The organism is Weizmannia sp. FSL K6-3076 (assembly GCF_038007245.1).
GTDB classification, from domain to species: domain Bacteria; phylum Bacillota; class Bacilli; order Bacillales; family Bacillaceae_C; genus Weizmannia; species Weizmannia faecalis.
Genome location: NZ_JBBOWU010000001.1, coordinates 280,296 through 305,476, shown reverse-complemented (window position 1 = coordinate 305,476; position 25,181 = coordinate 280,296). Strand labels below are relative to the sequence as shown.

At 48.4% G+C, this 25,181-nt stretch carries 20 protein-coding genes and 1 riboswitch; of the genes, 6 read left to right on the top strand and 14 right to left on the bottom strand.

The window, feature by feature from the left end:
- Positions 1–2: 2 nt before the first annotated feature.
- The 6 genes from NSS95_RS01480 to NSS95_RS01455 all read right to left on the bottom strand — a co-directional run bounded on the left by NSS95_RS01480 (position 3) and on the right by NSS95_RS01455 (position 8,182).
- Entirely contained in the window at positions 3–1,355 is a 1,353-nt protein-coding gene (locus NSS95_RS01480; RefSeq protein ID WP_328229377.1) for an NAD(P)-dependent oxidoreductase, read from the bottom strand.
- 18 nt (positions 1,356–1,373) lie between these two features.
- Positions 1,374–2,909 carry an NCS1 family nucleobase:cation symporter-1 gene (locus NSS95_RS01475; RefSeq protein ID WP_014096303.1) on the bottom strand — a complete coding sequence of 512 codons (1,536 nt, stop codon included), beginning with the start codon at positions 2,907–2,909 and terminating at the stop codon, positions 1,374–1,376.
- Between the two features lie 26 nt (positions 2,910–2,935).
- The gene (locus NSS95_RS01470) at positions 2,936–4,165 is read right to left on the bottom strand and encodes a Zn-dependent hydrolase (RefSeq protein WP_014096304.1); all 1,230 of its coding nucleotides are present in this window, start codon (positions 4,163–4,165) and stop codon (positions 2,936–2,938) included.
- A gap of 144 nt (positions 4,166–4,309) precedes the next feature.
- Complete coding sequence (locus NSS95_RS01465; protein WP_014096305.1) at positions 4,310–5,461, bottom strand: iron-containing alcohol dehydrogenase family protein; 1,152 nt, start codon at positions 5,459–5,461, stop codon at positions 4,310–4,312.
- A gap of 85 nt (positions 5,462–5,546) precedes the next feature.
- On the bottom strand, positions 5,547–6,914 hold the full coding sequence (locus tag NSS95_RS01460; RefSeq protein WP_014096306.1) for an aminotransferase class III-fold pyridoxal phosphate-dependent enzyme: 1,368 nt from the start codon (positions 6,912–6,914) through the stop codon (positions 5,547–5,549).
- 107 nt (positions 6,915–7,021) lie between these two features.
- A complete protein-coding gene (locus NSS95_RS01455; RefSeq protein WP_014096307.1) occupies positions 7,022–8,182 on the bottom strand; it encodes a PucR family transcriptional regulator in 1,161 nt (386 codons plus the stop codon).
- Between the two features lie 406 nt (positions 8,183–8,588).
- Between NSS95_RS01455 and NSS95_RS01450 the strand changes: the two genes are divergently transcribed.
- From NSS95_RS01450 to NSS95_RS01440, 3 genes are read left to right on the top strand one after another with little or no spacing between them, the layout of a single operon-like run.
- On the top strand, positions 8,589–9,308 hold the full coding sequence (locus NSS95_RS01450; protein WP_061577725.1) for a (Fe-S)-binding protein: 720 nt from the start codon (positions 8,589–8,591) through the stop codon (positions 9,306–9,308).
- A 23-nt stretch (positions 9,309–9,331) separates the two neighbouring features.
- Positions 9,332–10,762, top strand: a complete 1,431-nt coding sequence (locus NSS95_RS01445; RefSeq protein ID WP_328229378.1) for a LutB/LldF family L-lactate oxidation iron-sulfur protein — start codon at positions 9,332–9,334, stop codon at positions 10,760–10,762.
- Entirely contained in the window at positions 10,759–11,478 is a 720-nt protein-coding gene (locus NSS95_RS01440) for a LutC/YkgG family protein (protein ID WP_013858240.1), read from the top strand. Before NSS95_RS01445 ends, NSS95_RS01440 begins: the two co-directional genes overlap by 4 nt.
- 66 nt (positions 11,479–11,544) lie before the next feature.
- Here NSS95_RS01440 and NSS95_RS01435 read toward each other — a convergent pair whose 3' ends face one another.
- Positions 11,545–12,954, bottom strand: coding sequence for an amino acid permease (locus NSS95_RS01435; RefSeq protein WP_026684229.1), 1,410 nt, complete (start codon positions 12,952–12,954; stop codon positions 11,545–11,547).
- Positions 12,955–13,456: 502 nt separating this feature from the next.
- Here NSS95_RS01435 and NSS95_RS01430 point away from each other — a divergent pair.
- Positions 13,457–14,845 carry a hypothetical protein gene (locus NSS95_RS01430; protein ID WP_013858238.1) on the top strand — a complete coding sequence of 463 codons (1,389 nt, stop codon included), beginning with the start codon at positions 13,457–13,459 and terminating at the stop codon, positions 14,843–14,845.
- 709 nt (positions 14,846–15,554) lie between these two features.
- On the opposite strand, the gene NSS95_RS01425 is transcribed toward NSS95_RS01430, so the two are convergent.
- The 6 genes from NSS95_RS01425 to NSS95_RS01400 form a co-directional block, all read right to left on the bottom strand.
- Entirely contained in the window at positions 15,555–15,746 is a 192-nt protein-coding gene (locus NSS95_RS01425; RefSeq protein ID WP_061577150.1) for a hypothetical protein, read from the bottom strand.
- A gap of 64 nt (positions 15,747–15,810) precedes the next feature.
- The gene (locus NSS95_RS01420) at positions 15,811–16,884 is read right to left on the bottom strand and encodes an ABC transporter substrate-binding protein (RefSeq protein WP_061087282.1); all 1,074 of its coding nucleotides are present in this window, start codon (positions 16,882–16,884) and stop codon (positions 15,811–15,813) included.
- Positions 16,881–17,690 (bottom strand): ABC transporter permease, encoded by an 810-nt coding sequence (locus NSS95_RS01415; RefSeq protein ID WP_017553711.1) that lies wholly within the window; start codon positions 17,688–17,690, stop codon positions 16,881–16,883. The genes NSS95_RS01420 and NSS95_RS01415 overlap by 4 nt, the downstream gene beginning before the upstream one ends.
- A gap of 3 nt (positions 17,691–17,693) precedes the next feature.
- Positions 17,694–18,485 carry an ABC transporter permease gene (locus tag NSS95_RS01410; RefSeq protein WP_017553710.1) on the bottom strand — a complete coding sequence of 264 codons (792 nt, stop codon included), beginning with the start codon at positions 18,483–18,485 and terminating at the stop codon, positions 17,694–17,696.
- Positions 18,482–19,582 carry an ABC transporter ATP-binding protein gene (locus tag NSS95_RS01405; RefSeq protein ID WP_118498396.1) on the bottom strand — a complete coding sequence of 367 codons (1,101 nt, stop codon included), beginning with the start codon at positions 19,580–19,582 and terminating at the stop codon, positions 18,482–18,484. Before NSS95_RS01405 ends, NSS95_RS01410 begins: the two co-directional genes overlap by 4 nt.
- A 30-nt stretch (positions 19,583–19,612) precedes the next feature.
- Positions 19,613–20,155, bottom strand: a complete 543-nt coding sequence (locus NSS95_RS01400; protein WP_061087283.1) for a helix-turn-helix domain-containing protein — start codon at positions 20,153–20,155, stop codon at positions 19,613–19,615.
- 477 nt (positions 20,156–20,632) lie between these two features.
- Positions 20,633–20,826, top strand: a riboswitch (Lysine riboswitch).
- A 99-nt stretch (positions 20,827–20,925) separates the two neighbouring features.
- Between NSS95_RS01400 and NSS95_RS01395 the strand changes: the two genes are divergently transcribed.
- Together NSS95_RS01395 and NSS95_RS01390 are read left to right on the top strand one after the other, a co-directional pair.
- Positions 20,926–22,416 carry an amino acid permease gene (locus NSS95_RS01395; RefSeq protein WP_061087284.1) on the top strand — a complete coding sequence of 497 codons (1,491 nt, stop codon included), beginning with the start codon at positions 20,926–20,928 and terminating at the stop codon, positions 22,414–22,416.
- Positions 22,417–22,765: 349 nt separating this feature from the next.
- Entirely contained in the window at positions 22,766–24,259 is a 1,494-nt protein-coding gene (locus NSS95_RS01390; protein ID WP_061087285.1) for a peptide MFS transporter, read from the top strand.
- An 88-nt stretch (positions 24,260–24,347) separates the two neighbouring features.
- Here the strand turns inward: NSS95_RS01390 and NSS95_RS01385 are convergent, their stop codons facing one another.
- Positions 24,348–24,716 carry a hypothetical protein gene (locus tag NSS95_RS01385; RefSeq protein WP_017550895.1) on the bottom strand — a complete coding sequence of 123 codons (369 nt, stop codon included), beginning with the start codon at positions 24,714–24,716 and terminating at the stop codon, positions 24,348–24,350.
- Positions 24,717–25,181 lie beyond the last annotated feature (465 nt).

Genomic DNA, 25,181 nt, shown 5'->3' with positions numbered 1-25,181 from the left:
AACTAAACCTCCTCTCTCATGTAACGCGTCTGCATGGCGCGTTGAATGGCATATGCTGCCTTCTTTCCCTGTTCAACCGCACTGACTACCATCGCTTCCGTGAGGCCGATGCCAAAAATAACGTCTCCGGCCGCATAAATTTTTTCATTGGAAGTTTGATAAGTTTCCGGATCCACTGCAAGAATACCATGGTGATGCACAAGGCCGAATGCATTGATTAGATCAGTACGGCGGTTTTGGCCAATCGCCCGGACCACCACGTCTGTTTCTAGCCTAAATTTCGGATCTTCTGTTGCCTGGATCTTGCGTTTTCCAGAGGCATCAGGTGCGCCAAGCACGACCCGGCTCAAAGAAAGCGCCGTAACATTGCCGGATACATCGCTGATGATTTCTGCGGGCTGCCACTGCCATCTGAATTCAATTCCCTCCCGCTTCGCAAATTCGTATTCACTTTTGTAAGCCGTCATTTCCGCTTCGGTTCTGCGGTAGACAATTTTTACATCCGCCGCCCCCGCGCGCTTCAGGCAGGTGGCAGCATCGATCGCTGTATTCCCGGCACCGATGACAACCGCCCTTTTGCCCTTAAATTCATTCGTTATCCTGCCTTCTTTGATATTCTCGATCAATTCAATTGCATCCAAAACGCCGTTGTACTCCTCTCCGGGGATGCCGAGGCGCGGAACATTTCCCATTCCGCATGCAACTAGCACGGCATCATAGCGGGAGAGGATTTCCTCCGCTGAAATGTCTTCGCCGACCCTTATTTCTGTCAAAATCTCCACGCCCAAAGCTGTCACTTGGTCCGCTTCCCAGAGCGGAATTTCCTGGGGAAGGCGGAACGGGACAATCCCGTATGTATCGAGTCCGCCCGCTTTTTCCTTTGCTTCATAAACAGTGACGCCAAAGCCGTGCCTCGCCAGTTCCCTAGCCGCGGATAAACCGGCTGGGCCGCTGCCGATAATGGCAACCTTCATGCCGTTTGACGTGCGTTTTTCAAAAAGAGTCTCCCCGGACTGCATCGCCCAGTTAACGGCATGCCGCTGCAAATCGCCAATCATAATCGGCAGGGAAAGCTCGTTCAGCACGCATGCCCCTTCGCACAATTCTTCGGTAGGGCAGACGCGGGCACAGGTCGCCCCCATCGGATTGGCTTCCAGAATCGCACGCGCGGAACCTTTCAAATTGCCCGTGGCGATTTTCCGGATAAAAGAAGGAACGGGAATGCCGGTCGGGCAGGCTTTCGTACATGGCGCATCATAACAGTATAAACAACGGTTTGCTTCTTCCACTGCTTCCTGTGCGGATAAATCTCGCCGAACTTCTTTAAACACGGCTGAGACCGTCAAAGATTCCATTCAAACACCCCCTGCAAGTTATATTTGATTGCTTTGTTCCGCAACGGTTGCGGTCACCGCACCGCCTTTTTCATGACGGCTGACAAAAACGGTGATGTCTTCATATGCTTTCTGGGACAACAAACTCCTGTCATTGCGCATCAGCCAGCTGTAGGCAACAGCGGCAACTAAGATTCCGACTGTCCACGCATTGTCCCACAAAAATCTAAGGCCCGGGACAAGAAGCCCCACAACCGGAACCGCAATGCCGATCACAAGCGCAAATACCCCGCTCGTATTAATTCCGGAAGAATAGTTGTAGCGCCCGTTCGTCTCATACAGTTCTTTTAGGTCAAACCTCCGGCGCCTTACAATCCAGTAATCGGCGATCGCAATACCGTCAATCGGGCCGAGGAGCGCACCGTATGTGCCAAGAAAACCGTAAATCAGATTTTGAAAGTTTGACATGAGGTACCATGGCTGCATGGCAATGGCAAAAAGGCCTGTCACAATTGCGCCCGACGCAAATGTCAGGCGCCGCGGCCATAAATTTTCAACTGCCCGGGCCGGGGCCACCAGGTTCGCGCCGACATTGACCGTAATGGATGAAATGGCGACAACAATGGCCCCGATAAAAACGACAAGAGTCGGGAATTTTGAAAGCAGATCAACCGGCTGCCAAAGTGCCTGACCAAAAATCACAACGGTGGCGGAAGTGACGAAAATGCCGATAAAAGAGAATATTGTCATCGTCAGCGGCAGCGCAAACGACTGGGAAATCATCATCGATTTTTGGTTCACCGCATGGCGGGCAAAATCGGGAATATTAAGCGCAAGCGTTGCCCAAAAGGCTATGACGCCGGTCAGTGCCGGGAAGAACACCGCGAGAAATTCGCCTGTCGTCTGGAACTTGCTCGGCGCTGTGAGTATTGGCCCCCAGCCATTGACATGGGTGGCCGCCCAGATAAATAAAATTATGGACGAGACCCCAACCACCGGTGTAGAAATGGTGGCAAGCCATTTAATCGCTTCAGGCCCTTTGATCCCAATGCCAACATTTAACGCCCAGAAAAGCAGAAATACAATTCCGGTATGAAAAGGCAGGCCGGACCAGCCCGAGACCATGCGCGACATCAAGGCGTCAATACTTGTCGTGCCGATCCAGGTATTAATCCCGAACCAACCGGCTGCCACGATCGCACGAGCCAAAGTCGGAATATGTGCGCCTTTTGATCCGAACCAGAGCCTTGCAAATACCGGATAAGGAATCCCAAATTTTGCACCGGCATGCGCATTTAACAAAATCGGGACCAGCACAACGCAGTTTCCAAGAAAAATGGTCAGAAGTGCCTGCCACCAGTTCATCCCAAGCGAGATCATGCCGCTTGCCATTGTATAGGAAGGAATGATCAGGCACATGCCGATCCATAAAGCTGCAAAACTCCTTCCTGTCCAGGTATGCTCTTCTTTTGTTGCAGGGCGCAGGTCATCATTCCAGAGGTTTGAGTGCTGCAATTGTTCTGCCGTTTCCTTCGTCAGGATGACAATACCGTTTTCTTCAATTTGTGATTTCATCCGTTCCCCTCCGTTTTCATTTGCTGTTATTGCCCTGTAAGCAAAGACAACACGGTATCCAGTGCCACGTTTGCGCCGCGCGCGCAGTCTTCATATGACGTCAGTTCTTCCTCACAGTGGCTTTTGCCACCTGCACTCGGTACAAAAATCATCGCGGTTGGCAGGTAGCTTGCAATAAATTGCGCATCATGGCCAGCGCCGCTGTACATTCTTTTGGCGGAAATCCCAAGCGACTGAGCCGATTTTTCAAGCCGGCTGACAATGCCCTGATCAAATGCAACGGTATCACGGGACCATAATTTTTTTGAAGCAATCGTGCATCCGCCCATTTCCTGCGGTAACGTCCTGATTGTACTCACCACCTGCGACACTACTTGAGGATCTTTGTGCCTTGCTTCAAGTGTGAACACCACTTTATTCGGAATGACGGTATGGATATTCGGATACACATTCATCCGCCCCATCGTATAAACAAGTTCCGGGTCAAGCATACTCAATTGTTCACGAACATCCCTGATGATGTCACAAGCAACGAACAATGCATCCCTCCTCATGCCCATCGGCGTCGTGCCAGCATGGTTGGATTCGCCAGTGACTTCAATTTCATAATTGACCATGCCGACGACCCCTTCGACAATTCCGATTTGTTTGTCTTCACTTTCCAGGACCGGACCTTGCTCGATATGCATTTCAAGAAAGGCGGCTGCTTTCTTCAGGCGGTTTTCAACGCTGCCGGCATAACCGCTCGCCGAAAGCGCCTCTCCGAATGTCATCCCCGTCTCATCCCGGCTTTGAAGAACGGTTTGCTTATCAAATTTGCCCGAAATGACCCCCGAGCACATCATCGCCGGCTCAAATCTTGCCCCTTCTTCATTTGTAAAATTGACGATGGTAAAAGGGATTTCCAATTTGATCCGGTTGTCATGAATCGTGCGAGCCACTTCCAATGCCGCCGCGACACCAAGAACGCCATCAAAGCGTCCGCCCTTCTTGACGGAATCGAGATGGGAGCCCATCACCACAGGCGGCTTGCCTTCTTTGCCGGGCATTGTAGCATACATGTTTGCCATGTCATCGTATTTCACTTCCATCCCGATTTCCTTACAGCAAGTTTCCAAGTACTCCCTTGCTGTAAGATCTTCCTGCGACAATGATAACCGTGTAACCCCGTTATTCGGCGTCCGCCCGAATGACGCAAACTTTTCCAGCGTTTCCTGTAACCTTTGTGCATTAACCAGCATTTTTTGTTGCTGCATGCCTTTCTCCTCCTTTTGTTGAATATCACTGAAAAAACAAAATCACTATTTTTATTGTTTTAATGTTTATTTTTAAGCTAATTTTCAGTTTATTTTTTTGTGAAAAAATCTACTGTTCACCGCTAATGAACGCCGAAGCTTTTATCAAGCCAGTTTAACTTTTCCGCCTGCGAGCCGGCTGTACATAACTTTCAATTTGTCTTTTGTTATATTCACTGGGCTATTCTGCATATTTGGTGCAAAGCTCGCTGCGACAAGCCGGTCCAGATCTGCTTCCGTTTCAATACCTGCTTCCTCAAGCGTCGTGATAAGCCCCATTTCTTTTTTCATTTCATCAATACGACCGGCAAGCGCGTCCGCATCTTTGAACCCGAGGCAGCGGCTGAACGCTTCAAGGCGCCCGCTTTCCGGTCCTTCCACACTGTTCAAACGCCAGAACGACGGCAGGGTAAAAGCGCATGCTTCCCCGTGCGCAATGCCGAATTCCTGAGTCAGCGGGTAAGAGCAGGCATGGGCGGCGGCCGTCTGCGTCATGTTAAAAGCAAGCCCGGCTGTGACGGATGCCTCACTCATTTTTGCCCGCGCCTGCAGATTTCCAGGTTCATGGTAAGCCGGGAGCAGGTATTCAAACACGAGCGCTGCAGCCCGTTCAGCCGCCATATCTGTATAAGGCTGGTGCTTTTTCCCATAATAGGCTTCAAGGGAATGTGCAAGCACATCAAGCCCGCTTGACGCTGTAACATGTTTCGGGCACGAGAGCGTCAATTCAGGATCCACGAGAGCATACGCGGGGTAAAGGAAATCACTTGAAATCAGCGCCTTAATGCCTTTTTTGGTATCGGTCAGGACCGACACATTGGTCACTTCGCTCGCAGTCCCTGAAGTTGTGGGAATGGCGATCAGCGGAATGCCCGGTTGCACAAGCGTTTGTGCTTTTGCCAGAAACGCAGACGCGCTGTATGGCGTCTGCGCGATGCAGGCAGCAGCTTTCGCGCAATCGAGGACACTGCCTCCCCCGATGGCAACCGCGAAATCTGCTCCTTCTTCACGCAGCATCCGCGCGCAATCATCCGTGTTTTTTACGGTCGGATTTTGCTGAATACTTGAAAACACCGCCGTAAGCGCACCACCAGCTTCTTTCATGATATCCTGCGCAATTCCCTGTCTGAGCATCGACGGGGCGCTGATTAAAATGCCCTTTTTTCCGCCTGTCTGTTTGATGATTTCAGGTAGCTTCCTGATCTTGCCGGCCCCGAAATCAATCGGGACGGGCTGTTTATAAAAAAAGTCCTCCATTTCAACAATCCCTTACCTTTCCGCAGTTCACCGGCCGGCGCCAATGAAGTTTTTGAAAAACTTTCTATCCCAACAATGCTTTTCCTCATTTTACCGTTAAAGTATTTGCAGGAAACAATACGTTCTCTTCAAACTCGCGAAGGGCCGTTTCAAACAAGTTCATCGCTTCATTCACCTGTTCGGCTGTAATGATCAGCGGCGGGGCAATAATCACACTTGACTCATGCGAATAGGTATAAAAACCTTTTTCTGCAAGCAGCGCTACAAATTTCTTCATAAGGCCGGACGGATCTTTTCCGTAATCCATGCCATATGCCTGAAGCGGTTCCTTCGTTTCCTTATCTTTTACGAGCTCGACTGCGGCAAAGAGGCCGATCGAGCGGACATCTCCGACTGCGCGAAATTTTTTCAACTGTTTGAGCCGTTCTGCCAGCACACCCCCGGTTTCGCGGGCATTTTCAAGCAGATTCTCTTCCTGGTAAATGTCCATCGAGGCACAGCCAATTTGAGCTGAAACCGTGTGACCGCTGTAGGTCAGGCCAGTCAGAAAAATATGCTCATCGAAGTATTCCGCTACGTCCCGGCTGAGAATGACACCGCCAAGCGGGCTGTATCCGCTTGTCACTCCTTTTGCGAAAGTAATCATATCTGGTTCAAAAGGATAGTGCTGGACAGCAAACATTTTGCCCGTCCGACCAAAGCCGGTCATCACTTCGTCGCAGATCATCAGGATTCCGTAGCGGCTGCACAATTCGCGCACGCCTTCAAGATATCCTTTCGGCGGGATGAGGACGCCATTTGAGCCCGGAACCGGCTCAAGGAAAACAGCGGCAATCTGATCAGGCCCTTCATAGAGGATCTGGCTGTGCAGACGGTTAAGGTAAAAAGCGGACGCCGCTTCCTCACTTTCAAAATCCAGCGTTTCGCGGTACAGATAGGGTGTTTCAAATTTTACAAAACCGGGGATCCCTGGTTCCACGAGAAAGCGCCGCGATTCCCCTGTCAGGTTGCCGGCTCCAAATGTCGCGCCATGGTAGGAACGATAGCGCGAAAAAATTTTATAACGCCCGGTGGCCATCCGCGCAATTTTCACAGCATGGTCATTGGCGTCCGCACCCCCATTTGTAAAAAATACTTTGGCCATGTTTTCCGGTGCCGCCTTAACAATTTTGCGGGCAAGTTGAGATTTTGGCGCGGTGGCAAACGCCGGCGCGGCGAGCGGAATTTCCCCGACCGATTTAAACGCCTCCAACAATTTTGGGTGCCGGTGCCCGACATTCAAATAAACAAGCTGGGAGCACATGTCATAGCACTTATGATCCCTTTCATCCCAGAAAAAAATGCCTTTTGCTTTCGTGATTACCGTTGGCCGCACATACGCCTGTTTCGCCCACGAGTGCATGACATACTGCCGATCGTCTTGCTGGATTTGCGTAATCTCCGCTTCATTCATGATTGACAGCTCCATTTCTATTTTGTAAATGATAACCTCATTATAAAAAGGTTTTTTTCAGAATGTAATGATGATTGGAACAAATTATTTTGTGCGGTTGCACATACTCATTGGAGAATGTCTTCAATCATGAACGCAAGCGAAAGATTGGTCTTTGTAAAACTGCGGGTCAGGTCTGCATCCAGTATCGTTTCTATTTTTTTCGCCTTATACAGCACGGTGTTGCGGTGAATAAATTCGCGGCGGCTGATCGCAGCAGTCTGGCCGTCTTCTTCCAAATAAATTTTCAGGAAATGGACATAATCTGTGCCGTGCAACTCATCGTAGCGGTACAAGTTGCCAAGCATATCCCCGTGGAACCCTGCAATCCTTTCGCGATCCTTGACTTCCATTAGAATTTTATAGGCGCCGATTTCCTTGTATTTGCAAATAGGCGGTACAGCTTGGCGCTTGGCAAGCTGGATGACCATTTTTGCTTCGTGGTAGCTTTTATGGATCCCGGCAATATCCCGGTAAAAATTTCCCATCCCCACAAGCAGGCTTTCCATATTCCGTTTATAAATGGATTCCTGAATTTTTGCCGCTGCCCTTGCAAACGGGATATCTGGCGTCCGCACTTTTGAACGGTCGACAAGGTAAATAATCTGGTCTTCATAAACGCCGGCCAGATACTGCGCATAACGGGCATGGAAAACATCTTCCACCGTTTGTGCAAACGGCAACATATCAGGCTTTTCCGTGTCCTGGGTACAAACGATGATGCCGTAATCTGCATCTTCCCCAAAACCGAGTTTGAACAGCCCGTTCCGCATATACGCCCGGTCCATCCCCGGGTTAAAAAGGAGTTCCGCAAGTATTTGCTGGGAAAGCGCTTCTTTACCTTGCTCAATCATCAAAAATTGGACGGTAATTTTTATAAAATCTGCTACCCGGTAATCCCATGGCATTTGAAAAACCGGAAAATGTTGTGAATCGGCAAACCGGATGACCGCCTCTGGAATTTCAGGAATATACGGGCCCGTGTTAATGACAATCCCGGCTGCGCGCCGACCGCAGGCAAACGCCACCATCTCCTCCAATTTTTCAGGATCATTGCCCATGGTGACCCCAGTGGTGACAAGTAGTTCGTTCGGCTTAAAAAAATCCGCCCAATCAACGCTCTCCGTCACATTGACCCCCGTAACCGCCCGGCTGATTCCTGACTTTCCGGCGGCAAGCACAATCCGGCCAAACGCAGGCAATTCGACAAGTTTTTCCAAAGTGACCAAATCATCATCCCCTTTCCAAACATGTTCATATATTTATATCGTAAAGAGACAAGGATAAAATGTAAATAAGTATCTAAAATTTTTGAATTATTTACAGGAAGGCAGCATCTTTTCCGTTAAGAGAACTGTTCGGCTTGACTAAAAAGGCTGGGCTCTCCAGAAAGGTCACTAAAGATAGAAAAAGCGGTAAATCAGGTGTTTTATTTGTATCTTTCCATTAAAATAAACATATAGAATGGAATTAACTTTTTGATTCCGGAATGGAAACCAATCAGAACTGCCGTTTCGTAGGGCAAAAGTTTTAAAACCTATATTTCTTTCATTGCCAAGTTTTCACTATAAGGAGTATAATAACTGTAATCCGGTCATCTGATGATTGGCCTAATACTTTAAGAAGGTGAATATTGTGAGAGTGAGTTTGTTCATCACTTGCCTTGTCGATATGTTCAAAGCGGACGTCGGGAAAGCAATGGTGGAAGTGCTGGAGCGGCAGGGCTGTGAAGTTGATCTTCCAAAAGGCCAGATCTGCTGCGGGCAGCCGTCCTATAACAGCGGTTATCTGGAAGATACAAAGCCTGCGATGAAACAAATGATGAAAGCATTTGAAAACGCAGATTACGTCGTATCCCCTTCCGGCTCATGCGCATACATGTTTAAAGAATACCCGGAAATTTTTGCGGGCGACCCGGTGTGGGAACCAAAAGCAAAAGCGCTCGCTGCAAAAACATACGAATTTACACAATTTCTCGTGGATGTATTAAAAGTGGAAGATGTCGGGGCAAGCCTGCACGCAAAGGCCACCTACCATCCATCATGCCATATGACGCGCCTGCTCGGGGTAAAAGACGCGCCTATGAAACTGTTAAAACATGTGGACGGCCTTGAATTTGTGCCGCTGCCTAATGCATTGTCATGCTGCGGATTCGGCGGCACATTTTCCGTGAAAATGAGCGAAATCTCCGAGCAAATGGTGGACGAAAAAGTGGAGCACGTCGAAGAAACCGGCGCCGACGTTTTAATCGGCGGCGACTGCGGCTGTTTAATGAATATTGGCGGCCGGATGACGCGTAAAGGAAAACCGATAAAAATTATGCATATTGCTGAAGTTTTGAACAGCAGGGATTAAAAAACGGCAAAGGGGTGAAAAAAATGGGTTTATCGATTAGTGATGAAAAATTTAAAGGCAGGGTCGAAGAAGGCATCAACGATGATTTTATGCGCGGTGCCGTCCGAAGTGCCCAGGAACGGCTGCAAACCAACCGGCTGGCAGCGGCCAATGAACTCGGAAACTGGGAAGAATGGCGTTCGCTCGGCGAAGAAATCCGCCAGCATGTTTTAAACAATCTGGACTATTATCTATATCAATTAAGCGAAAATGTATCGAAACGCGGCGGCCATGTCTTCTTTGCCCAGACCGCTGAAGAAGCGAGCCGGTATATTAAAGAAGTCGTGCAGAAAAAAAACGCGAAAAAAGTGATTAAATCGAAATCGATGGTGACGGAAGAAATCGGCATGAACGAAGCCCTGATGGAAGCGGGCAGCACTGTTGTCGAATCCGACCTCGGCGAGTACATTTTACAGGTGGCCGGCGACCATCCTTCCCATATCGTCGCGCCGGCTTTGCACAAAAACAAAGATCAAATCCGCGACGTGTTCCGTGACCGCCTCGGCTATACCGGCACAGAAAAACCGGAGGAGCTGGCCGCGTTTGCACGTAAAGTTTTGCGCGAAGAATTTTTATCAGCGGAAATCGGGATTACCGGCTGCAACTTTGCCATTGCCGAAAGCGGATCGGTCGGCCTTGTCACAAATGAAGGGAATGCCGACATGGTCACAACCCTTCCGAAAACACAGATCGCTGTGATGGGGATGGAACGGCTGGTCCCGACTTACGAAGAGTTTGAAGTTTTGGTGAGCCTTTTAACGAGGAGCGCGGTCGGTCAGCGGCTGACGAGCTATATTACAACCGTGACCGGCCCGAAAGAAGCAGGCGAAGTCGACGGGCCGGAAGAATTCCACCTCGTGATTGTCGACAACGGGCGTTCCGATATTCTCGGGACGGAATTCCAACAAGTGCTGCAGTGCATCCGCTGTGCAGCCTGCATCAATGTTTGCCCGGTTTACCGGAATATCGGCGGCCATTCGTACGGCTCCATTTACCCGGGACCGATCGGCGCGGTATTAAGCCCGCTTTTAGGCGGATACGACAAATACAAAGAACTCCCGTACGCCTCTTCGCTTTGCGGCGCCTGCACGGAAGCCTGCCCGGTGAAAATTCCGCTGCATGAGCTTTTGATCAAGCACCGCCAAGTGATCGCGGAAAAAGAAAAACGCTCGCCGGTAGCGGAACGGCTGCTGATGAAAGCATTCGGCGTCGGCGCTTCAAAACCCGGGATTTACGGGGCAGGCGCAAAAATGGCTTCCAAAGTCGTCCGCCCGTTTTTAAAAGACGATTTGATCCACAAAGGGCCTGGCCCGATGAAACCGTGGACGGATGTGCGCGATTTCCCTGCGCCGAACAAAGAACCTTTCCGCGACTGGTTTGAAAAGCGGGAAAAAGACAGGGGGCAGAAAAAATGAACGGAGCCATCCAAAACCGGGATGCATTTTTAAAAAATATTGCCGGCAGGCTCGGCCGCAAACCGGTTGTATCCGGTGTTGCCCGCCCGGATTACAAGCATAAGCCGCAATATGATGTACTGCCAAATGCAAACCAGGAGGAACTGCTGGAAGTATTGCGCCAGCAGTCGCTCAGTGTCCATGTTGATTTTTTTGAAACGGATGCAAAAACTTTGCCCGGAAAATTAAACGAAGTTGTCGAACTGTACGGCGGCGGGCCTGTCTCGCTTTGGAATGACAAGCGGTTCGGGGAATTCGGTTTAACCCCGCTGATTGAGGAAGGCTGGCCGAAAATGGGAATCGAAACCCATGTCTGGGATCCCGAAATCGGCGAAAAAAATATTGCGCTGTGCGAGAAAGCGAATGTCGGGATTACGTTCAGTGATATCACATTGGCGGAATCCGGCACGGTGGTTTTATTCAGCAGTAAAGAACGCGGCCGGTCGGTCAGCCTGCTGCCGAAAACCTATATCGCGATTGTGCCGAAAAGCACGATTGTCCCGCGTATGACGCAGGCCGCCTTAAAGATCCGCGAAAAAATCAAAAACGGGGAAACCGTCCCGTCGTGCATCAATTTTATTACAGGCCCAAGCAACTCCGCTGACATTGAAATGAACTTGATCGTCGGCGTCCATGGGCCAGTTAAAGCAGCTTATATTGTCGTAAACGATCAATAACAAAACGTAAAAAAATTCAAAAAATAGATGACCTGCTGAAACAGGCCATCTATTTTTTTTTGGATTTTATGCTGTTTTTTTCGCTCCCTGCTGCAGCTCACTGTGGCGGATACTGTATCCGAAGTAAATGACCATGCCGATTGCGAACCAGACAGCGAAACGGATCAAAGTTGCCGGCTGCAGGCTTGCGATCAGGATGGTGCAACAAATCGCGCCAAGGGCTGGCAGGACTGGCACAAGTGGCGCTTTAAACGGGCGTTCCAGATCCGGGCGTTTATATCGGAGCACGATGACTGCCACGCATACAATCACAAATGCAGCAAGCGTCCCAATATTGGTCATCTCAGCCACGATATTGATCGGCAGGAACCCGGCTGTGACCGCGGTTACGATCGCGACCAGAACGGTTGAAGTCGCCGGGGTTTTTCTCCTTTCACTGACTTTTGAAAAAATTTTAGGCAAAAGTCCATCACGCGACATGGCAAACAATACACGCGTCTGCCCGTATGCCATGACAACCAATACGGAAGTAATCCCGCAAATGGCCCCGACGGAAACCAGTGCCGCACCCCAGTGAATGCCGATTTGCTGCAATGCATAAGCAACTGGAGCAGAAGCAGCTTCCGGCCTGCCGAAAATGCTGAATTTGACAACGCCTGTCAAAATGGCGGAAACGATGATATACAACACGGTACAAATTAACAAGGAGAACAAAATTCCGCGTGGCACGTCTTTTTGCGGGCGGCGCGTTTCTTCCGCAGCTGTCGACACAGCATCAAAACCGATGTAAGCAAAGAAAATAACCGCTGCGCCCGAAAGCACGCCTTTAAACCCGAACGGCATGAACGGATGCCAGTTGACCGGTTTTACATGCCCGACAGCAAGCACGACAAACAACAGGACAACGGCCACTTTAATGGCTACGATGATGCCGTTCAGGCGGGATGTCTGCTGGACCCCTGAATACAACAGCCAGGCAACCAAAGCGATGATGAGAATGGCCGGCAGGTTGACAATGCCGCCGTCCATCGGTGCAAGCGTCAGCGCTTTTGGCAGATGGACTCCGAGATTTCCGAGCAGGTTCACGGCGTATCCGGACCAGCCGATCGCAACGGTCGCAACCGCCAGGCCGTATTCCAAAATTAAATCCCAACCGATAATCCATGCCCAAAATTCACCCAGCGCCGCATACCCGTAAGTATAAGCACTTCCGGCAACCGGCACCATTGATGCAAATTCTGCATAACACAAGGCAGCAAATCCGCATGCGAGGCCCGACAGGATAAAGGAAATGACGAGTGCAGGGCCGGAATAGTTTGCTGCTGCCACACCTGTCAGCACGAAAATGCCTGTGCCGATAATGGCGCCGATCCCAAGCAAAGTGAGATCGAGTGCACCAAGCGCTTTTTTCAGCCCTTGCTTGCCCTGGGTCTCTTCTACAAGGTTTGCGATTGCTTTTGTCTGAAAGATGCTCATCTCTCATCCTCCCCAAAATTTTTGTATAATTGCATATCTCTATTATACTTTTCATTGAAAATTTATCAATATAGAAATATAACAAATTAATAAAAAATTTTTATTGTAAGAAATTGTAACCCTTATCACGCTTTTCCGGCCTGCCCGGATATATCCGTATCGGTTTGCCGGCAGCAAAAACTGTTGTATTTGCATCGTAATAGAACATGGCAGCGTAAAAACTTTGCATATGAAATAAAAGAACGTCCGCGAAGCTTTTTCGTGAAGGCCCCTGATACGTTTACCCGGGGCCGGGTAAGCATATCAATTCGCAATTTAACCCTGCGGCGGGCTTTTGCCACGGATCTTTTGCCTGCCAACGGTGGTTCAGCGCCAAAAACGGGCCTAAAATCTTTCTTGGAACAACCCGCAATCCTTCAAAATCGTGAGCCTGCTACGGAATATCCGATGGTCGCAATCCCGCTCTCGTATGGTATAATCAAACTATCAAGGAGGGGATTTTATGGCAGCCCAATTGACCATTACAGACCGCAAACACGTGATTCACGCGGATATAGAAAGGATGGCCGTTTTTTTGCAGGGCAAATTTGTCGAGGCAACCGGTGATGATGGCCGCCTGTGGTATGTGATTTTTTACAAGGACCATTATTTGAACGCGGTACCCGCCGCCAAAATCAAACGGCAGTCCGCAGTGGCGCAGGCTTTCCGTGACTGCATTGTGCTGGAGCCTCCCCATCCGCTGATTGATTTGCTTTTCCAGCCGGGTTGCTCTTTTAAAACCGTTCATTTTGCCCAGCTTACCGGCAAAATGGAGAAACTGTTCCCGCCACTTGAAGCCGCCTGGATTGCCACGTTTTTCGAATCGTTTGTCCCGAAACGGAAGCTCTTTGAATATATCCAGTCCATCTTTTACGAATACCGCCGCAACGGCCAGCTATTGCAGTGCGCGCGCATCCTCCGCATCTTAAAAGATTTTGCGCCGAAGCAAAGCTGGGTCAAGCAAATGTCCCGCGATTTAAATCTGATTAAGTACGACAAACTCTTTCAATCCTATTCACCCGAACTGATCCGGAAAGACCCCCTTTATGCCGAAAAACTTTTATATGAGAAAATGCCGGATACCGATGCTTTTGCAAAACTTTGCAGCCTGCTGCGGGCGCAAAACCGGTGGGCGGACGAAATCGCGTTAAGCCTTGAACAGATGGAGGCGGCGCCATCCGATGCCGGTTACAAAGCCCTTCTTGAGCGGCTGGAGGCGCATTTTGAACAGGCGGAAAAAATGGCCATTTTGGAAAATCTTTATGCCCGCATCCGGCAGTTTGAACCGCTGCAGCAGGATTTACTGAAGTTTTATATTGAGACAAAACAACTGGAAAAAATGATCCCGATGATGCTTGAGGAACAGATTCAGCTTAGTGCGAAACAGGCGGAAAAAGTGGAAAATATGCTTGAATCATGGAGCCCGGATGGCCATACAGATGTGGAAACGCTGAACCGGCTTGCCCCACTTTTTTCCGGGCACCCGGCACAGGCAGAGAAATTTGCGGCAAAGTGCATTTCATATTTGTTACAGCACCGGGACACTTCCTATATAATGGAATGGCTGCTTCCGTTCAAGAAAGCGGCGGGGCATTTGCCGGCCATCCGCAAAGTGGAGCAAATGCACCAAATGGCGGACGATCCCGACAAGCAATCGCTGCTCGGAGAATTGTATTTTGAATTTGGGCAATACGACAAGGCGCTTGACTGTTTCAGCTGGGAAATGGAGTTGCGGGAAAACGACCCAACCCCGGTCAAATGGTTGTCAAAAATTTATCACGAACTCGGCATGCAGGCGGAATCGAATGCATACCGGAATTTGTATATTGATATGGAAAAGCGAAGAGCGTAAGGCGAAAGTGGGGCCAGACCCTGCTTTTTTTATGGCCGAGTACGCAGGTCGCCCAAATGGCTGCGATGAAGGACATTTCTGCGGGCGGACGGATCCCCTTTTGTCTTTCATGCCTGTGATGAAGGACATTTCTGGGGGCGGGCGGGGTCCCTTTTGTCTTTCATGCCCGCGATCAAGGACATTTCCGAGGGCGGGCGGATCCCCTTTTGTCCTTCATGCGCGGGATGAAGGACATTTCCGAGGGCTGCCGTCTCTCTTTTGTCTTTCATAATCTCGATGAAGGATTTCTATTGGTGGGCGGGTCCCTTTTGTCCTTTTGAACTCTCCAAAAAGACATTTCGAACACTACCCAAGCCGCTTTTGGCCTTTTGAAACCTCCAAAAAGACATTTTGAACACCAACCAGGCCACTTTTGTCTTTTTGAAACCTCCAAAAGGACATTTCGATCGCTACCCGGGGTCCTTTTGTCTTTTTGAAGCCTCCAAAAGGACATTCCGAACACCAACCAGGCCACTTTTGTCCTTTTCAAACCTCCAAAAAGACATTTCGAACACTACCCAAGCCACTTTTGGCCTTTTGAACCCTCCAAAAGGACATTTCGATCGCTACCCGGATTCCTTTTGTCCTTTTGAGCCCTCCAAAAGGACATTTCGATCACTGCCCGGGTTCCTTTTGTCTTTTTGAGCTCTCCAAAAAGGCATTTCGAACACTACCCAAGCCACTTTTGTCCTTTTGTAACCTCCAAAAAGACATTTCGAACACCAACCAAGCCGCTTTTGGCCTTTTCAAACCCCCAAAAGGACATTTCGAACACCAACCAAGCCGCTTTTGGCCTTTTCAAACCTCCAAAAAATATTTCAATCGCCACCCGAGTGATGTCCGTGCCCACTTCAAAAGACATTCCGCCGGTTATTTTCGTCCGTAATCATTTTGAAAGCCGCCCCGCGCATCCGGGACGGCTTTCGTTATTTGGTATGCATTTTAAATTCCAAAAATAGCTCATTATAGCGGGCGAGTTTTTTCTTGCCAAGGTTTTTATATACTTCCAGTTTCTTTGTGAGTGCAGCATCCGGATAAAAACGGCGGTCGCCGGAAATCGATTTTGGCAAAATCTTCAGAGCCGCTTTGTTCGGCGTTGAATAACCGACATACTCGGCGTTTTGCGCGGCGTTTTTCGGATCGAGCATAAAATTGATAAACTTCAGGGCGCCATCTACGTTTTTCGCTGTTTTCGGGATAACCATGTTGTCGAACCAGAGATTGGAGCCTTCGCTCGGCACAACATAGTTCAGCTTTTTATTCTCCGACATGATTTCAGCCGCATCTCCCGACCAGACAACCCCGAGCGAAGCTTCTTCATTGGCCAGCAGCATCTTGATTTCATCACCGACGATCGCTTTCACATTCGGCATCAGCCGGTCAAGTTTTGCTTTTGCCTGCTGCAAATGTTTTTCATTCGTGTCATTCAGCGAGTAATGCAGGCTGTTGAGCCCCATCCCCATCACTTCGCGGGCGCCGTCCACAAGCAGAATCTGATTTTTCAAATCGGGATCCCACAGGTCATCCCAGCTTGTAATTTTTTTGCCGCCGAGCATGCTTGAATTGTATACAATCCCGACCGTCCCCCAGAAATAAGGCACCGAGTATTTATTTCCCGGGTCAAACGGCAAATCCATAAAGCGCGGGTCGATATATTTCAAGTTCGGCAACTTCGAATGATCAAGCGGAATCAGCAAGTTCTCCTTTTTCATCTTTTCGATCATATATTCGGACGGAACCGCAACATCAAACGTTGTGCCGCCCTGGGAGATTTTCGTCATCATGGCTTCGTTCGAATCGAAAGTCTGGTAAATGACTTTGATGCCGGTCTGCTTTTCAAATTTCTTAATCAAGGCGGGGTCGATATAATCCCCCCAGTTGTAAATCGTAAGCGTATTGCCGCCTGCGTAGCCTTCCGTTTGGTTCATGCGCCCGGCGAGAAACTGCAGGGCAAGGGCAACCACGAGTATCGCAATGAAAACACGCAACAACTGTTTCATCTTTTAACCCCCATTCCGTTCGTGCGGGCCTGGCGCTGGTTAATAAGGTAGTACCCGATCACAAGGATAATGGAGAAGAAAAAGAGCAGCGTTGACAGCGCGTTAATCGTGAGTGAAATCCCCTGGCGCGCCCGTGAATAAATTTCAACGGAAAGCGTGGAATAGCCGTTGCCGGTGACAAAAAAGGTGACGGCGAAATCATCGAGCGAATACGTGAGCGCCATGAAAAAACCGGCAAAAATACCGGGCGTAATATACGGGAGAATCACTTTTGACAACACATCCCACTGGCTCGCCCCGAGGTCGCGCGCCGCATCCATCAAAGTCGGGCTCATTTCCTGCAGTTTCGGCAGCACCATCAACACAACAATCGGAATGCAAAAAGCGATGTGCGAAACGAGAACAGACGTAAAGCCGAGCTTGATTCCTGCAATCGTAAATAAAATCAGAAACGAAGCACCGATAATGACGTCCGGGCTTACGATCAGCACATTATTGAGCGAAAGCAGCGCATTTTTCGTTCTTCTTCTTTTCACAAACCGGATCGCGAGCGCCCCCATCACACCGATCACCGTTGAAATCGCGGATGCGAGAAGCGCAATCACAAGCGTGTTGATGACAATGATCACAAGGCGCGTGTCCTGGAACACTTCCTTGTACCATTCCCATGTAAAACCGGTAAATTCATGCATGTTCCCTGCTTTGTTGAACGAATAATACATTAAATAAAAGATCGGCGCGTAAAGGACGATAAATACAAATATCAGATACAAGTTTGACCATTTCCATCTTTTTCTCAACTTCATCCCTCACTTCCGGTTGCCGGTCACAATCATAATGACGACCATGGCAATGATTAAAAAGACGGCGATCGTGGACCCCATCCCCCAATCCTGTGTGACAAGGAAATGCTCTTCAATTGCCGTACCGAGCGTAATGACACGGTTTCCCGCAATCAGGCGCGTAATCATAAAGAGTGACAGAGACGGAATAAAGACCGCCTGGCACCCCGATTTGACGCCGTCCAGCGTGAGCGGAAACACAACGCGGCGGAACGTGGTCCATTTCGAGGCGCCAAGATCGCGTGCCGCATCCATAAAGACCGGGTTCAGTTCTTCAAGCGCGTTATAAATCGGCAAAATCATAAACGGGATAAAAATATAAGTGGACACAAACAAAAAGCTGAAGTCTGTAAATAAAATCTGCTTTTGCCCAATGCCAATCCATTCAAGAAACGAGTTGGCCGGGCCGAATGTGCCGAAAATCCCGAGAAACGCATACGCTTTTAACAACAAATTGATCCATGTCGGCAAAATGATTAATAAGAGCCAGAGCTGCTTATGCCGCGATTTTGTCAAAAGATAGGCGGTCGGATACGAAATTAAAAGCGTAAACGCCGTAATCAAAAATGCATACCAAAAAGAGCTCAGCGCCATTTTCAAATAAACGGGCGTAAAAAATTTTTCATAGTTGACAAGCGACAAATGCCCTTCAATATCAAAAAAAGAATAATAGAGAATGAGCAAAATCGGTGCGACTACAAAAAGAAGGATCCACAGCAAATACGGAACGAGATAAAAAGCGCGTGCATTCACTTTCATGGCCGGACCTCATCGTACGCTTCCAAGCGCCGGTCGAATTCCTCTTCCGTTTCGCCGAATCTCATCACGTGGATCGCTTCCGGTTCAAAATAAAGGCCGATCGTATCCCCGACTTTTGCTTTTTTTGTCGAGTGGACAAGCCATTCATTTCCCTCTTCATCGTAGCAGCAAATTTCATAATGGACGCCGCGGAACAGCTGGGTATCCACCCGCACTTTCAAATTTCCTTTTTCCGGCGTCGTGATCTCCAGGTCTTCCGGGCGGATGACAATTTCAACCGGCTCGTTCGGGTTAAGGCCGCGGTCTACGCATTCAAACGCACGGCCGTTAAATTCCACAACAAAATCCTTGATCATTTTTCCCGGAAGGATATTGGACTCGCCGATAAAGTCCGCCACAAAGCGGTTGATCGGTTCATCATAAATATCGGTCGGCGTCCCGCTCTGCTGAATTTTCCCGTTATTGATGACAAAAATTTCATCGCTCATCGCAAGCGCTTCTTCCTGGTCGTGCGTGACAAAAATAAACGTAATGCCAAGGCGGCGCTGCAGTTCGCGCAGTTCATACTGCATCTCTGTCCTCAGCTTCAAATCCAAAGCGGAAAGCGGTTCGTCCAGCAAAATCACTTCCGGTTCATTGACAATCGCGCGCGCAATCGCGACCCGTTGCCGCTGCCCGCCTGACATTTCGCTGATTTCCCGGTTTTCATAGCCTTCCAGGTTCACAAACTTCAAGGCTTCTTTTACTTTTTGGTCAATCACAGCCGCCTTCATTTTTTTAATGCGCAGCCCGAACGCGACGTTTTCATACACATTTAAATGCGGAAACAACGCATAATCCTGGAAAACGGTATTGACCTGGCGCCGGTTGGCCGGAACGTCATTCACGATTTTTCCGTTGATGTAAATATTTCCTTTTGTCGGCGCAATAAATCCTGCAATCAGGCGCAAAATGGTTGTTTTCCCGCAACCCGACGGCCCGAGCAGGGTGTAGAATTTTCCACGTTCAATTTCAAAACTGACGTCATCCAAAATAGCAGGATCATCGTCGTATTGTTTCGTGACATGGTCAAAACGAATGATGATATCGCTGTTCATTGCTGTCCTCCTCTTCTTTCCGCATGCAGCCTACAGATACGATTCCGTGGCAACGAGCACAAGCCTGGACCGGCCTTCCGCGTCATTCAGTATCTGATGCTCATCGGATGCATGATAATAAATGGCTTCTCCGGCTTTCGCACGGTACAGGCGTTTGCCAAGCCGCACCGAAATCCGGCCTTCTAATACATAGGCAAAGGTTTCCGATAAAGAAGGTTCAAAGGTTTTAAACTCCCCTTTTTCCTCAAGCGTGAGCAGGATCGGTTCCATTTCCTTTTCATTCGACTCCGGGACGAGCCACTGGATTTTATACCCGCGCTCTTCATCGAGATAATCGGTCTGGTCTTCTTCCCCGTATACCACTTTTTGTTCACGCTCTTCTTCATCAAAAAATTCTTTTGGCGTGCAGCCGAGCACTTCCAATATATTAAAAAACGTGTCAATCGAGGGGGAGCTTAAATCCCGCTCAAGCTGGGAAATGTAGCCTTTGCTTAAATCCGTGCGCTCTCCAAGTTCCTCCTGGGTGAGTCCTTTTTTCAACCTTAAGTTTTTAATCTTTTTCCCAATTTCCATCATAAGCCCTTCCCATTTGTTTAGCATTTGTAAACTCAAAGGCAAGGAAGTTCTGTTTTATTAAACTTTAAGTTTACTTTCATTTGTATTATATAAAAAAGCAGGCAGATGTAAAGGCCTTTTTGAAAAAAACACGAATCAGGCTGTCATCCTGCCTGTTTGTGACCCGCGGAAAAGCGGTAGCCCCTCCTTTTCAGCCAACGAACCATCCCAATCAGGCGTTTGCAGTTTTCGCACGGAGAGGCAGATGTTTGCCAATAAGCCTGTATATAAAATGGACAAAATATTGCCGTGCTGTTGCCCGCTGCAAAAAGTCAATCATGCAAATTAGTGCCGGGCTTGATGTAAAAACTTAAGCCCATTTTATATCCCATATATTTTTGCCACTCCGTTCTGCTTCCTTTTCTATTGATTTTCCCTAAAAAAATAACTATAATAATATGTAAATCAAATGGAATAAAAAATCCTCATCAAATCCGGTGAGGTAGAGGTCGCAGCTTTTATGAGTAAATCGGACGAGACACGGGTAAAGTTTAAGACTCCGGTTGAAAGGAAAAGCTGCCGAAACGTGGTGCCGGATCCCGCGGTGCCATGTTGGGGCTGTTTCCGAACAGGAACAGAACTGTCACATATGCGATTCCCCCTCGCATATGTGTTGAGCTATCTTCGGAAGGTTGATGGAGGGTATACGCTTTGATGCCGCGTCTCCACGACTGCGGCATTTTTGTTTATTCCCTGCTCCTTCCTATATAAAAAGGAGTGAATCAAGGATGGATGACTTCTATCATGGGCAAAGCACTGCAGCCGGAGCGGTTCCCGTTGCAAAAAAGGGTGAATTGACGAAGCTGAAGCGGAAATTAAAATCCCGCCACCTGACCATGATTTCCCTCGGTGGATCAATCGGAACCGGGCTTTTTCTGGCAAGCGGCGGGGCAATCCACAGCGCGGGGCCTGGCGGTGCGCTTCTCGCTTATGCATTAATCGGCGTCATGGTGTACTTTTTAATGACAAGCCTTGCAGAAATGGCCGCCTACATGCCGGTTGCAGGCACCTTCAGCACGTACGCAACAAAATTTGTTGATCCGGCACTTGGATTTGCGCTTGGCTGGAACTATTGGTACAACTGGGCGATCACGATCGCAGCCGAATTATCAGCAGCAACCATTATCATGAAATTCTGGTTCCCGCACATGCCTTCGATCGTGTGGAGTGCGGCTTGCCTTCTCATCATGTTCTTATTAAATTATTTATCTGTAAAAGGGTTCGGGGAAGCTGAATACTGGTTTGCAATCATTAAAGTCGTAACCGTCATTGCCTTTATCATTGTCGGCGCACTGATGATTTTCGGGATTATGGGCGGAAAAACAATCGGCTTTTCTAACTTTACGATTGCAGACGGCCCAGTCCACGGCGGATTCCTGGCCGTGCTCGGGGTTTTTATGGCAGCCGGGTTTTCATTCCAGGGAACAGAACTGCTCGGGGTTGCGGCCGGTGAAAGCGAAGATCCGGAAAAGACCATTCCGCGTGCTGTGAAATCTGTATTTTGGAGAATCTTGCTTTTCTATATTCTGGCGATTTTTGTCATCGGCCTGTTGATTCCGTTCACGGATTCGAGATTAACCGCCGATGACATTACGATGAGCCCGTTCACAATTGTATTTCAGCGTGCCGGCATTGCTTTTGCGGCTTCTGTCATGAATGCGATTATTTTAACGGCTGTTCTTTCTGCCGGCAACTCGGGCATGTACGCGTCAACGCGGATGCTCTGGGAACTTGCGCGCGACGGCAAAGCGCCGAAATTCCTCGGGAAACTGGATAAACGCGGGGTGCCGGTGAATGCACTGATTGTCACTGCGCTTGTCGGAACGGTTGCTTTCCTTGCATCTTTCTTCGGCGACGGGGCAGTGTACAACTGGCTCCTGAACGCATCCGGCTTATCCGGCTTTATCGCCTGGCTCGGCATTGCCATCAGCCATTACCGATTCCGCCGTGCATATGTAGCACAAGGCAAAGCTTTGAGCGACCTGCCTTACCGTTCAAAATGGTTCCCATTCGGCCCGCTATTTGCGTTTGCCGTTTGTACGGTCGTCATTCTCGGGCAAAACTACCAGGCATTTTTGGGAGACCATATTAAGTGGGGAAGCGTGTTTGTCTCGTATATTGGCCTGCCCATCTTTATTGCCGTATGGCTCATTTATAAATTTGTGAAAAAGACAAAAGTCGTTTCTTTACAGGAATGCGATTTTAACCGAGAATCCTAACGGAAAAACCTGCGGTGGCTGCCGCAGGTTTTTTCCTTTCATCAGAAACTTACTTTTAACATAAATTATATGAAATTTACCTTTATTTTAATTTATGAAAACGTTTCCTTTATCTAGGAAAAAAATTCATTTTAAATATTTTCCTAGCTCAGAATCCTTTATTTCATGCGGGTTCCAGCCTTTTTTAACAATGGCGCACACAAATTTGCCAAAAAATTAATCTTTATTTTTTTCTCATTTTACGTTAATATTTTATCTATCGCATTCATTCCCCGAAAAAACCAGCACTTATTTTTCAGTTAATTTCACAAATTATGCCAATATGTGATTTTTACAAGGAGGCAATGGCATGTCAACAATCGACAAGAAAAAAGTTCTGGCAACTGTTCCACAGACCGGATTTTTTGGTCATCCAAAAGGGTTGTCGACTTTATTTTTCCTAGAGTTTTGGGAGAGATTCTCTTACTACGGGATGAAAGGGATTCTGATTTACTACATGTATGACCGCCTGTCAAACGGCGGGTTGGGATTGGACCCGACAACAGCCGCATCGATTGCTTCGATTTACGGCGCGCTTGTTTATATGTCGGGGATTATCGGCGGCTGGATTTCAGACCGTCTGCTCGGTTCCGCCAAAACCGTTTTTTACGGCGGAGTGCTGATTATGCTCGGGCATATTGCGTTGTCCTTTCCGGGAGGGTTCCCGGCGCTGATCGTTTCCATGGTGCTGATTGTGCTTGGGACAGGCTTGTTAAAACCAAATGCCGCTTCAACCGTCGGGGAATTGTATGATGAAAAAGACTTGCGGCGCGATTCCGGTTTCAGCATTTACTACATGGCGGTTAACCTCGGGGCCTTCATTGCGCCGCTCATTGTCGGAACAATCGGTCAGGGGTACAATTACCATCTCGGCTTCAGTATTGCAGCGATCGGAATGTTTTTCGGTTTGATCGCATTCACCATGTCCAGGAAGAAAAATCTTGGGCTTGCCGGCTCTGTTGTGCACAACCCGTTGAAGCCGGAAGAAAGAAGATCGACTTTCACCAAAATCGGCGTAGGAGCTGTCGTCCTGATTATTTTGCTGGCGATTACCATTCCGACACGGATTTTAAATCTGAACAGCTTTATTACCATCGTCAGCATTTTAGGATTTTTGATTCCTGCCTGGTACTTCTTTATGATGTACTTTAGCAAAAAAACATCGAAAGACGAACGCTCACGCATTTTGGCTTATATTCCTTTATTTATTGCTTCCATCGTCTTCTGGGCGATTGAAGAACAAGGCGCGAGTTTGCTCGCCGTCTATGCGGACAAGCGGACACAGCTGAATTTTGCCGGCATTCATATTTTACCGTCCTGGTTTCAGACATTGAATCCGCTGTTTATCGTCGTCTTTGCGCCGGTTTTGGCTTCGCTTTGGGTGAAGCTGGGAGACAGGCAGCCGTCTACACCGGTTAAATTTTCGTTTGGGCTTATCCTTGCTGGTTTGTCCTATATGGTCATGATGGCCCCGGCTTACTTTAACGGCTCTTCGTCGCTCGTGAGCCCGCTCTGGCTTGTATTGAGCTACTTCCTTGTCGTGATCGGGGAACTTTGCTTGTCACCGGTTGGTTTGAGTGTATCGACAAAGCTGGCGCCAGCCGCATTCTCGGCGCAAATGCTCAGCCTCTGGAACTTGTCTGATGCTGCGGCCCAAACGTTGAACGCCCAGCTTGTCAAACTGTACAGCGCCAACCATGAAGTGATCTACTTCGGCGGCGTCGGCCTTGTTTCGGTCATTTTGGGCATATTCCTGCTCCTCTACGCACCGGTCATCAAACGGCTGATGAGAGGGATAAAATAATAGATGAAGTGATGAAAAACCGGGGCATTGGTCCCCGGTTTTTTTAATGGATTTGCTGGTATGTGCCGTGTAACAATTGGAGTGGATGCTAATCGATTGGGGTAAGCTTAACCGTTGCTTCTGTCTGGATCGTGTAGCCGTCATAGACCATAAATGTATAGGAAGCTTCGCCATCTACGCCAAGAATCGTATTCACATCTGGTACACCTTCTCCGTCAAAAGTGACGAAGTTCGATCCTTCACCAACCGGCGTGGCTTTATACCTTCCTTCCGGGATGTCTTTGCCAACTTCATATCTGCCGGCTGCCAGCGTCTTTGGTGCACTTTTCGCTTTCTGCACCTGTCCTGTCAATGAAGCAAGGTCCTTTTTCTTGGCATCCACTTTGCTTTGAGTGGATTTTAATTCTGATTTTGCATTTTTCAAGTCAGCTTGTGCAACATCGACCTGTTTGTTCAAAGTATCGAGTTGCGTTTTAAGATCATCTTGCTGGGATACAAGTTCCTCGGCTGCATCATAGTCATCTTCCCTTAACGTAGATGGGCCCTATGTAAAGAAAAGCCTTCATTTTTGCACGCTTTCTTAACATAAACGCCCTCTAGGTTAAGGAAGAGCCTCGTTTTTTCACGCTTCCTTAACGTAGACGCCCTCTATGTAAAGAAAGGCCTTCATTTTTCCACGACTCCTTAACGTAGGGCTTGCTGAACACGCAAAATTCCTAGATTTGGCAAGGATGCTGACAGTTTTGGCAAAAATTTAAATGGTTTTTTTAGAAAGTCCAGAGAAAAGCTTGCACTTGAAAGCTGATTCAAGGTATAGAGAAGACAAAATCGTATTTTCAAAGATGAAGTCTTTTATATTTTAAGACACAGGTTGTTGACCCTATATAAAAGAGAAAAACCCGTTTGGAAATCCTCTTTCCAA

Bases quoted from the DNA above. Each gene is read 5' to 3' on its own strand.
- NSS95_RS01480 (WP_328229377.1), bottom strand. From the start codon at position 1,355: ATGGAATCTTTGACGGTCTCAGCCGTGTTTAAAGAAGTTCGGCGAGAT.
- NSS95_RS01475 (WP_014096303.1), bottom strand. From the start codon at position 2,909: ATGAAATCACAAATTGAAGAAAACGGTATTGTCATCCTGACGAAGGAA.
- NSS95_RS01470 (WP_014096304.1), bottom strand. From the start codon at position 4,165: ATGCAGCAACAAAAAATGCTGGTTAATGCACAAAGGTTACAGGAAACG.
- NSS95_RS01465 (WP_014096305.1), bottom strand. From the start codon at position 5,461: ATGGAGGACTTTTTTTATAAACAGCCCGTCCCGATTGATTTCGGGGCC.
- NSS95_RS01460 (WP_014096306.1), bottom strand. From the start codon at position 6,914: ATGAATGAAGCGGAGATTACGCAAATCCAGCAAGACGATCGGCAGTAT.
- NSS95_RS01445 (WP_328229378.1), top strand. From the start codon at position 9,332: ATGGGTTTATCGATTAGTGATGAAAAATTTAAAGGCAGGGTCGAAGAA.
- NSS95_RS01440 (WP_013858240.1), top strand. From the start codon at position 10,759: ATGAACGGAGCCATCCAAAACCGGGATGCATTTTTAAAAAATATTGCC.
- NSS95_RS01435 (WP_026684229.1), bottom strand. From the start codon at position 12,954: ATGAGCATCTTTCAGACAAAAGCAATCGCAAACCTTGTAGAAGAGACC.
- NSS95_RS01430 (WP_013858238.1), top strand. From the start codon at position 13,457: ATGGCAGCCCAATTGACCATTACAGACCGCAAACACGTGATTCACGCG.
- NSS95_RS01425 (WP_061577150.1), bottom strand. From the start codon at position 15,746: ATGTCTTTTGAAGTGGGCACGGACATCACTCGGGTGGCGATTGAAATA.
- NSS95_RS01420 (WP_061087282.1), bottom strand. From the start codon at position 16,884: ATGAAACAGTTGTTGCGTGTTTTCATTGCGATACTCGTGGTTGCCCTT.
- NSS95_RS01415 (WP_017553711.1), bottom strand. From the start codon at position 17,690: ATGAAGTTGAGAAAAAGATGGAAATGGTCAAACTTGTATCTGATATTT.
- NSS95_RS01410 (WP_017553710.1), bottom strand. From the start codon at position 18,485: ATGAAAGTGAATGCACGCGCTTTTTATCTCGTTCCGTATTTGCTGTGG.
- NSS95_RS01405 (WP_118498396.1), bottom strand. From the start codon at position 19,582: ATGAACAGCGATATCATCATTCGTTTTGACCATGTCACGAAACAATAC.
- NSS95_RS01400 (WP_061087283.1), bottom strand. From the start codon at position 20,155: ATGGAAATTGGGAAAAAGATTAAAAACTTAAGGTTGAAAAAAGGACTC.
- NSS95_RS01395 (WP_061087284.1), top strand. From the start codon at position 20,926: ATGGATGACTTCTATCATGGGCAAAGCACTGCAGCCGGAGCGGTTCCC.
- NSS95_RS01390 (WP_061087285.1), top strand. From the start codon at position 22,766: ATGTCAACAATCGACAAGAAAAAAGTTCTGGCAACTGTTCCACAGACC.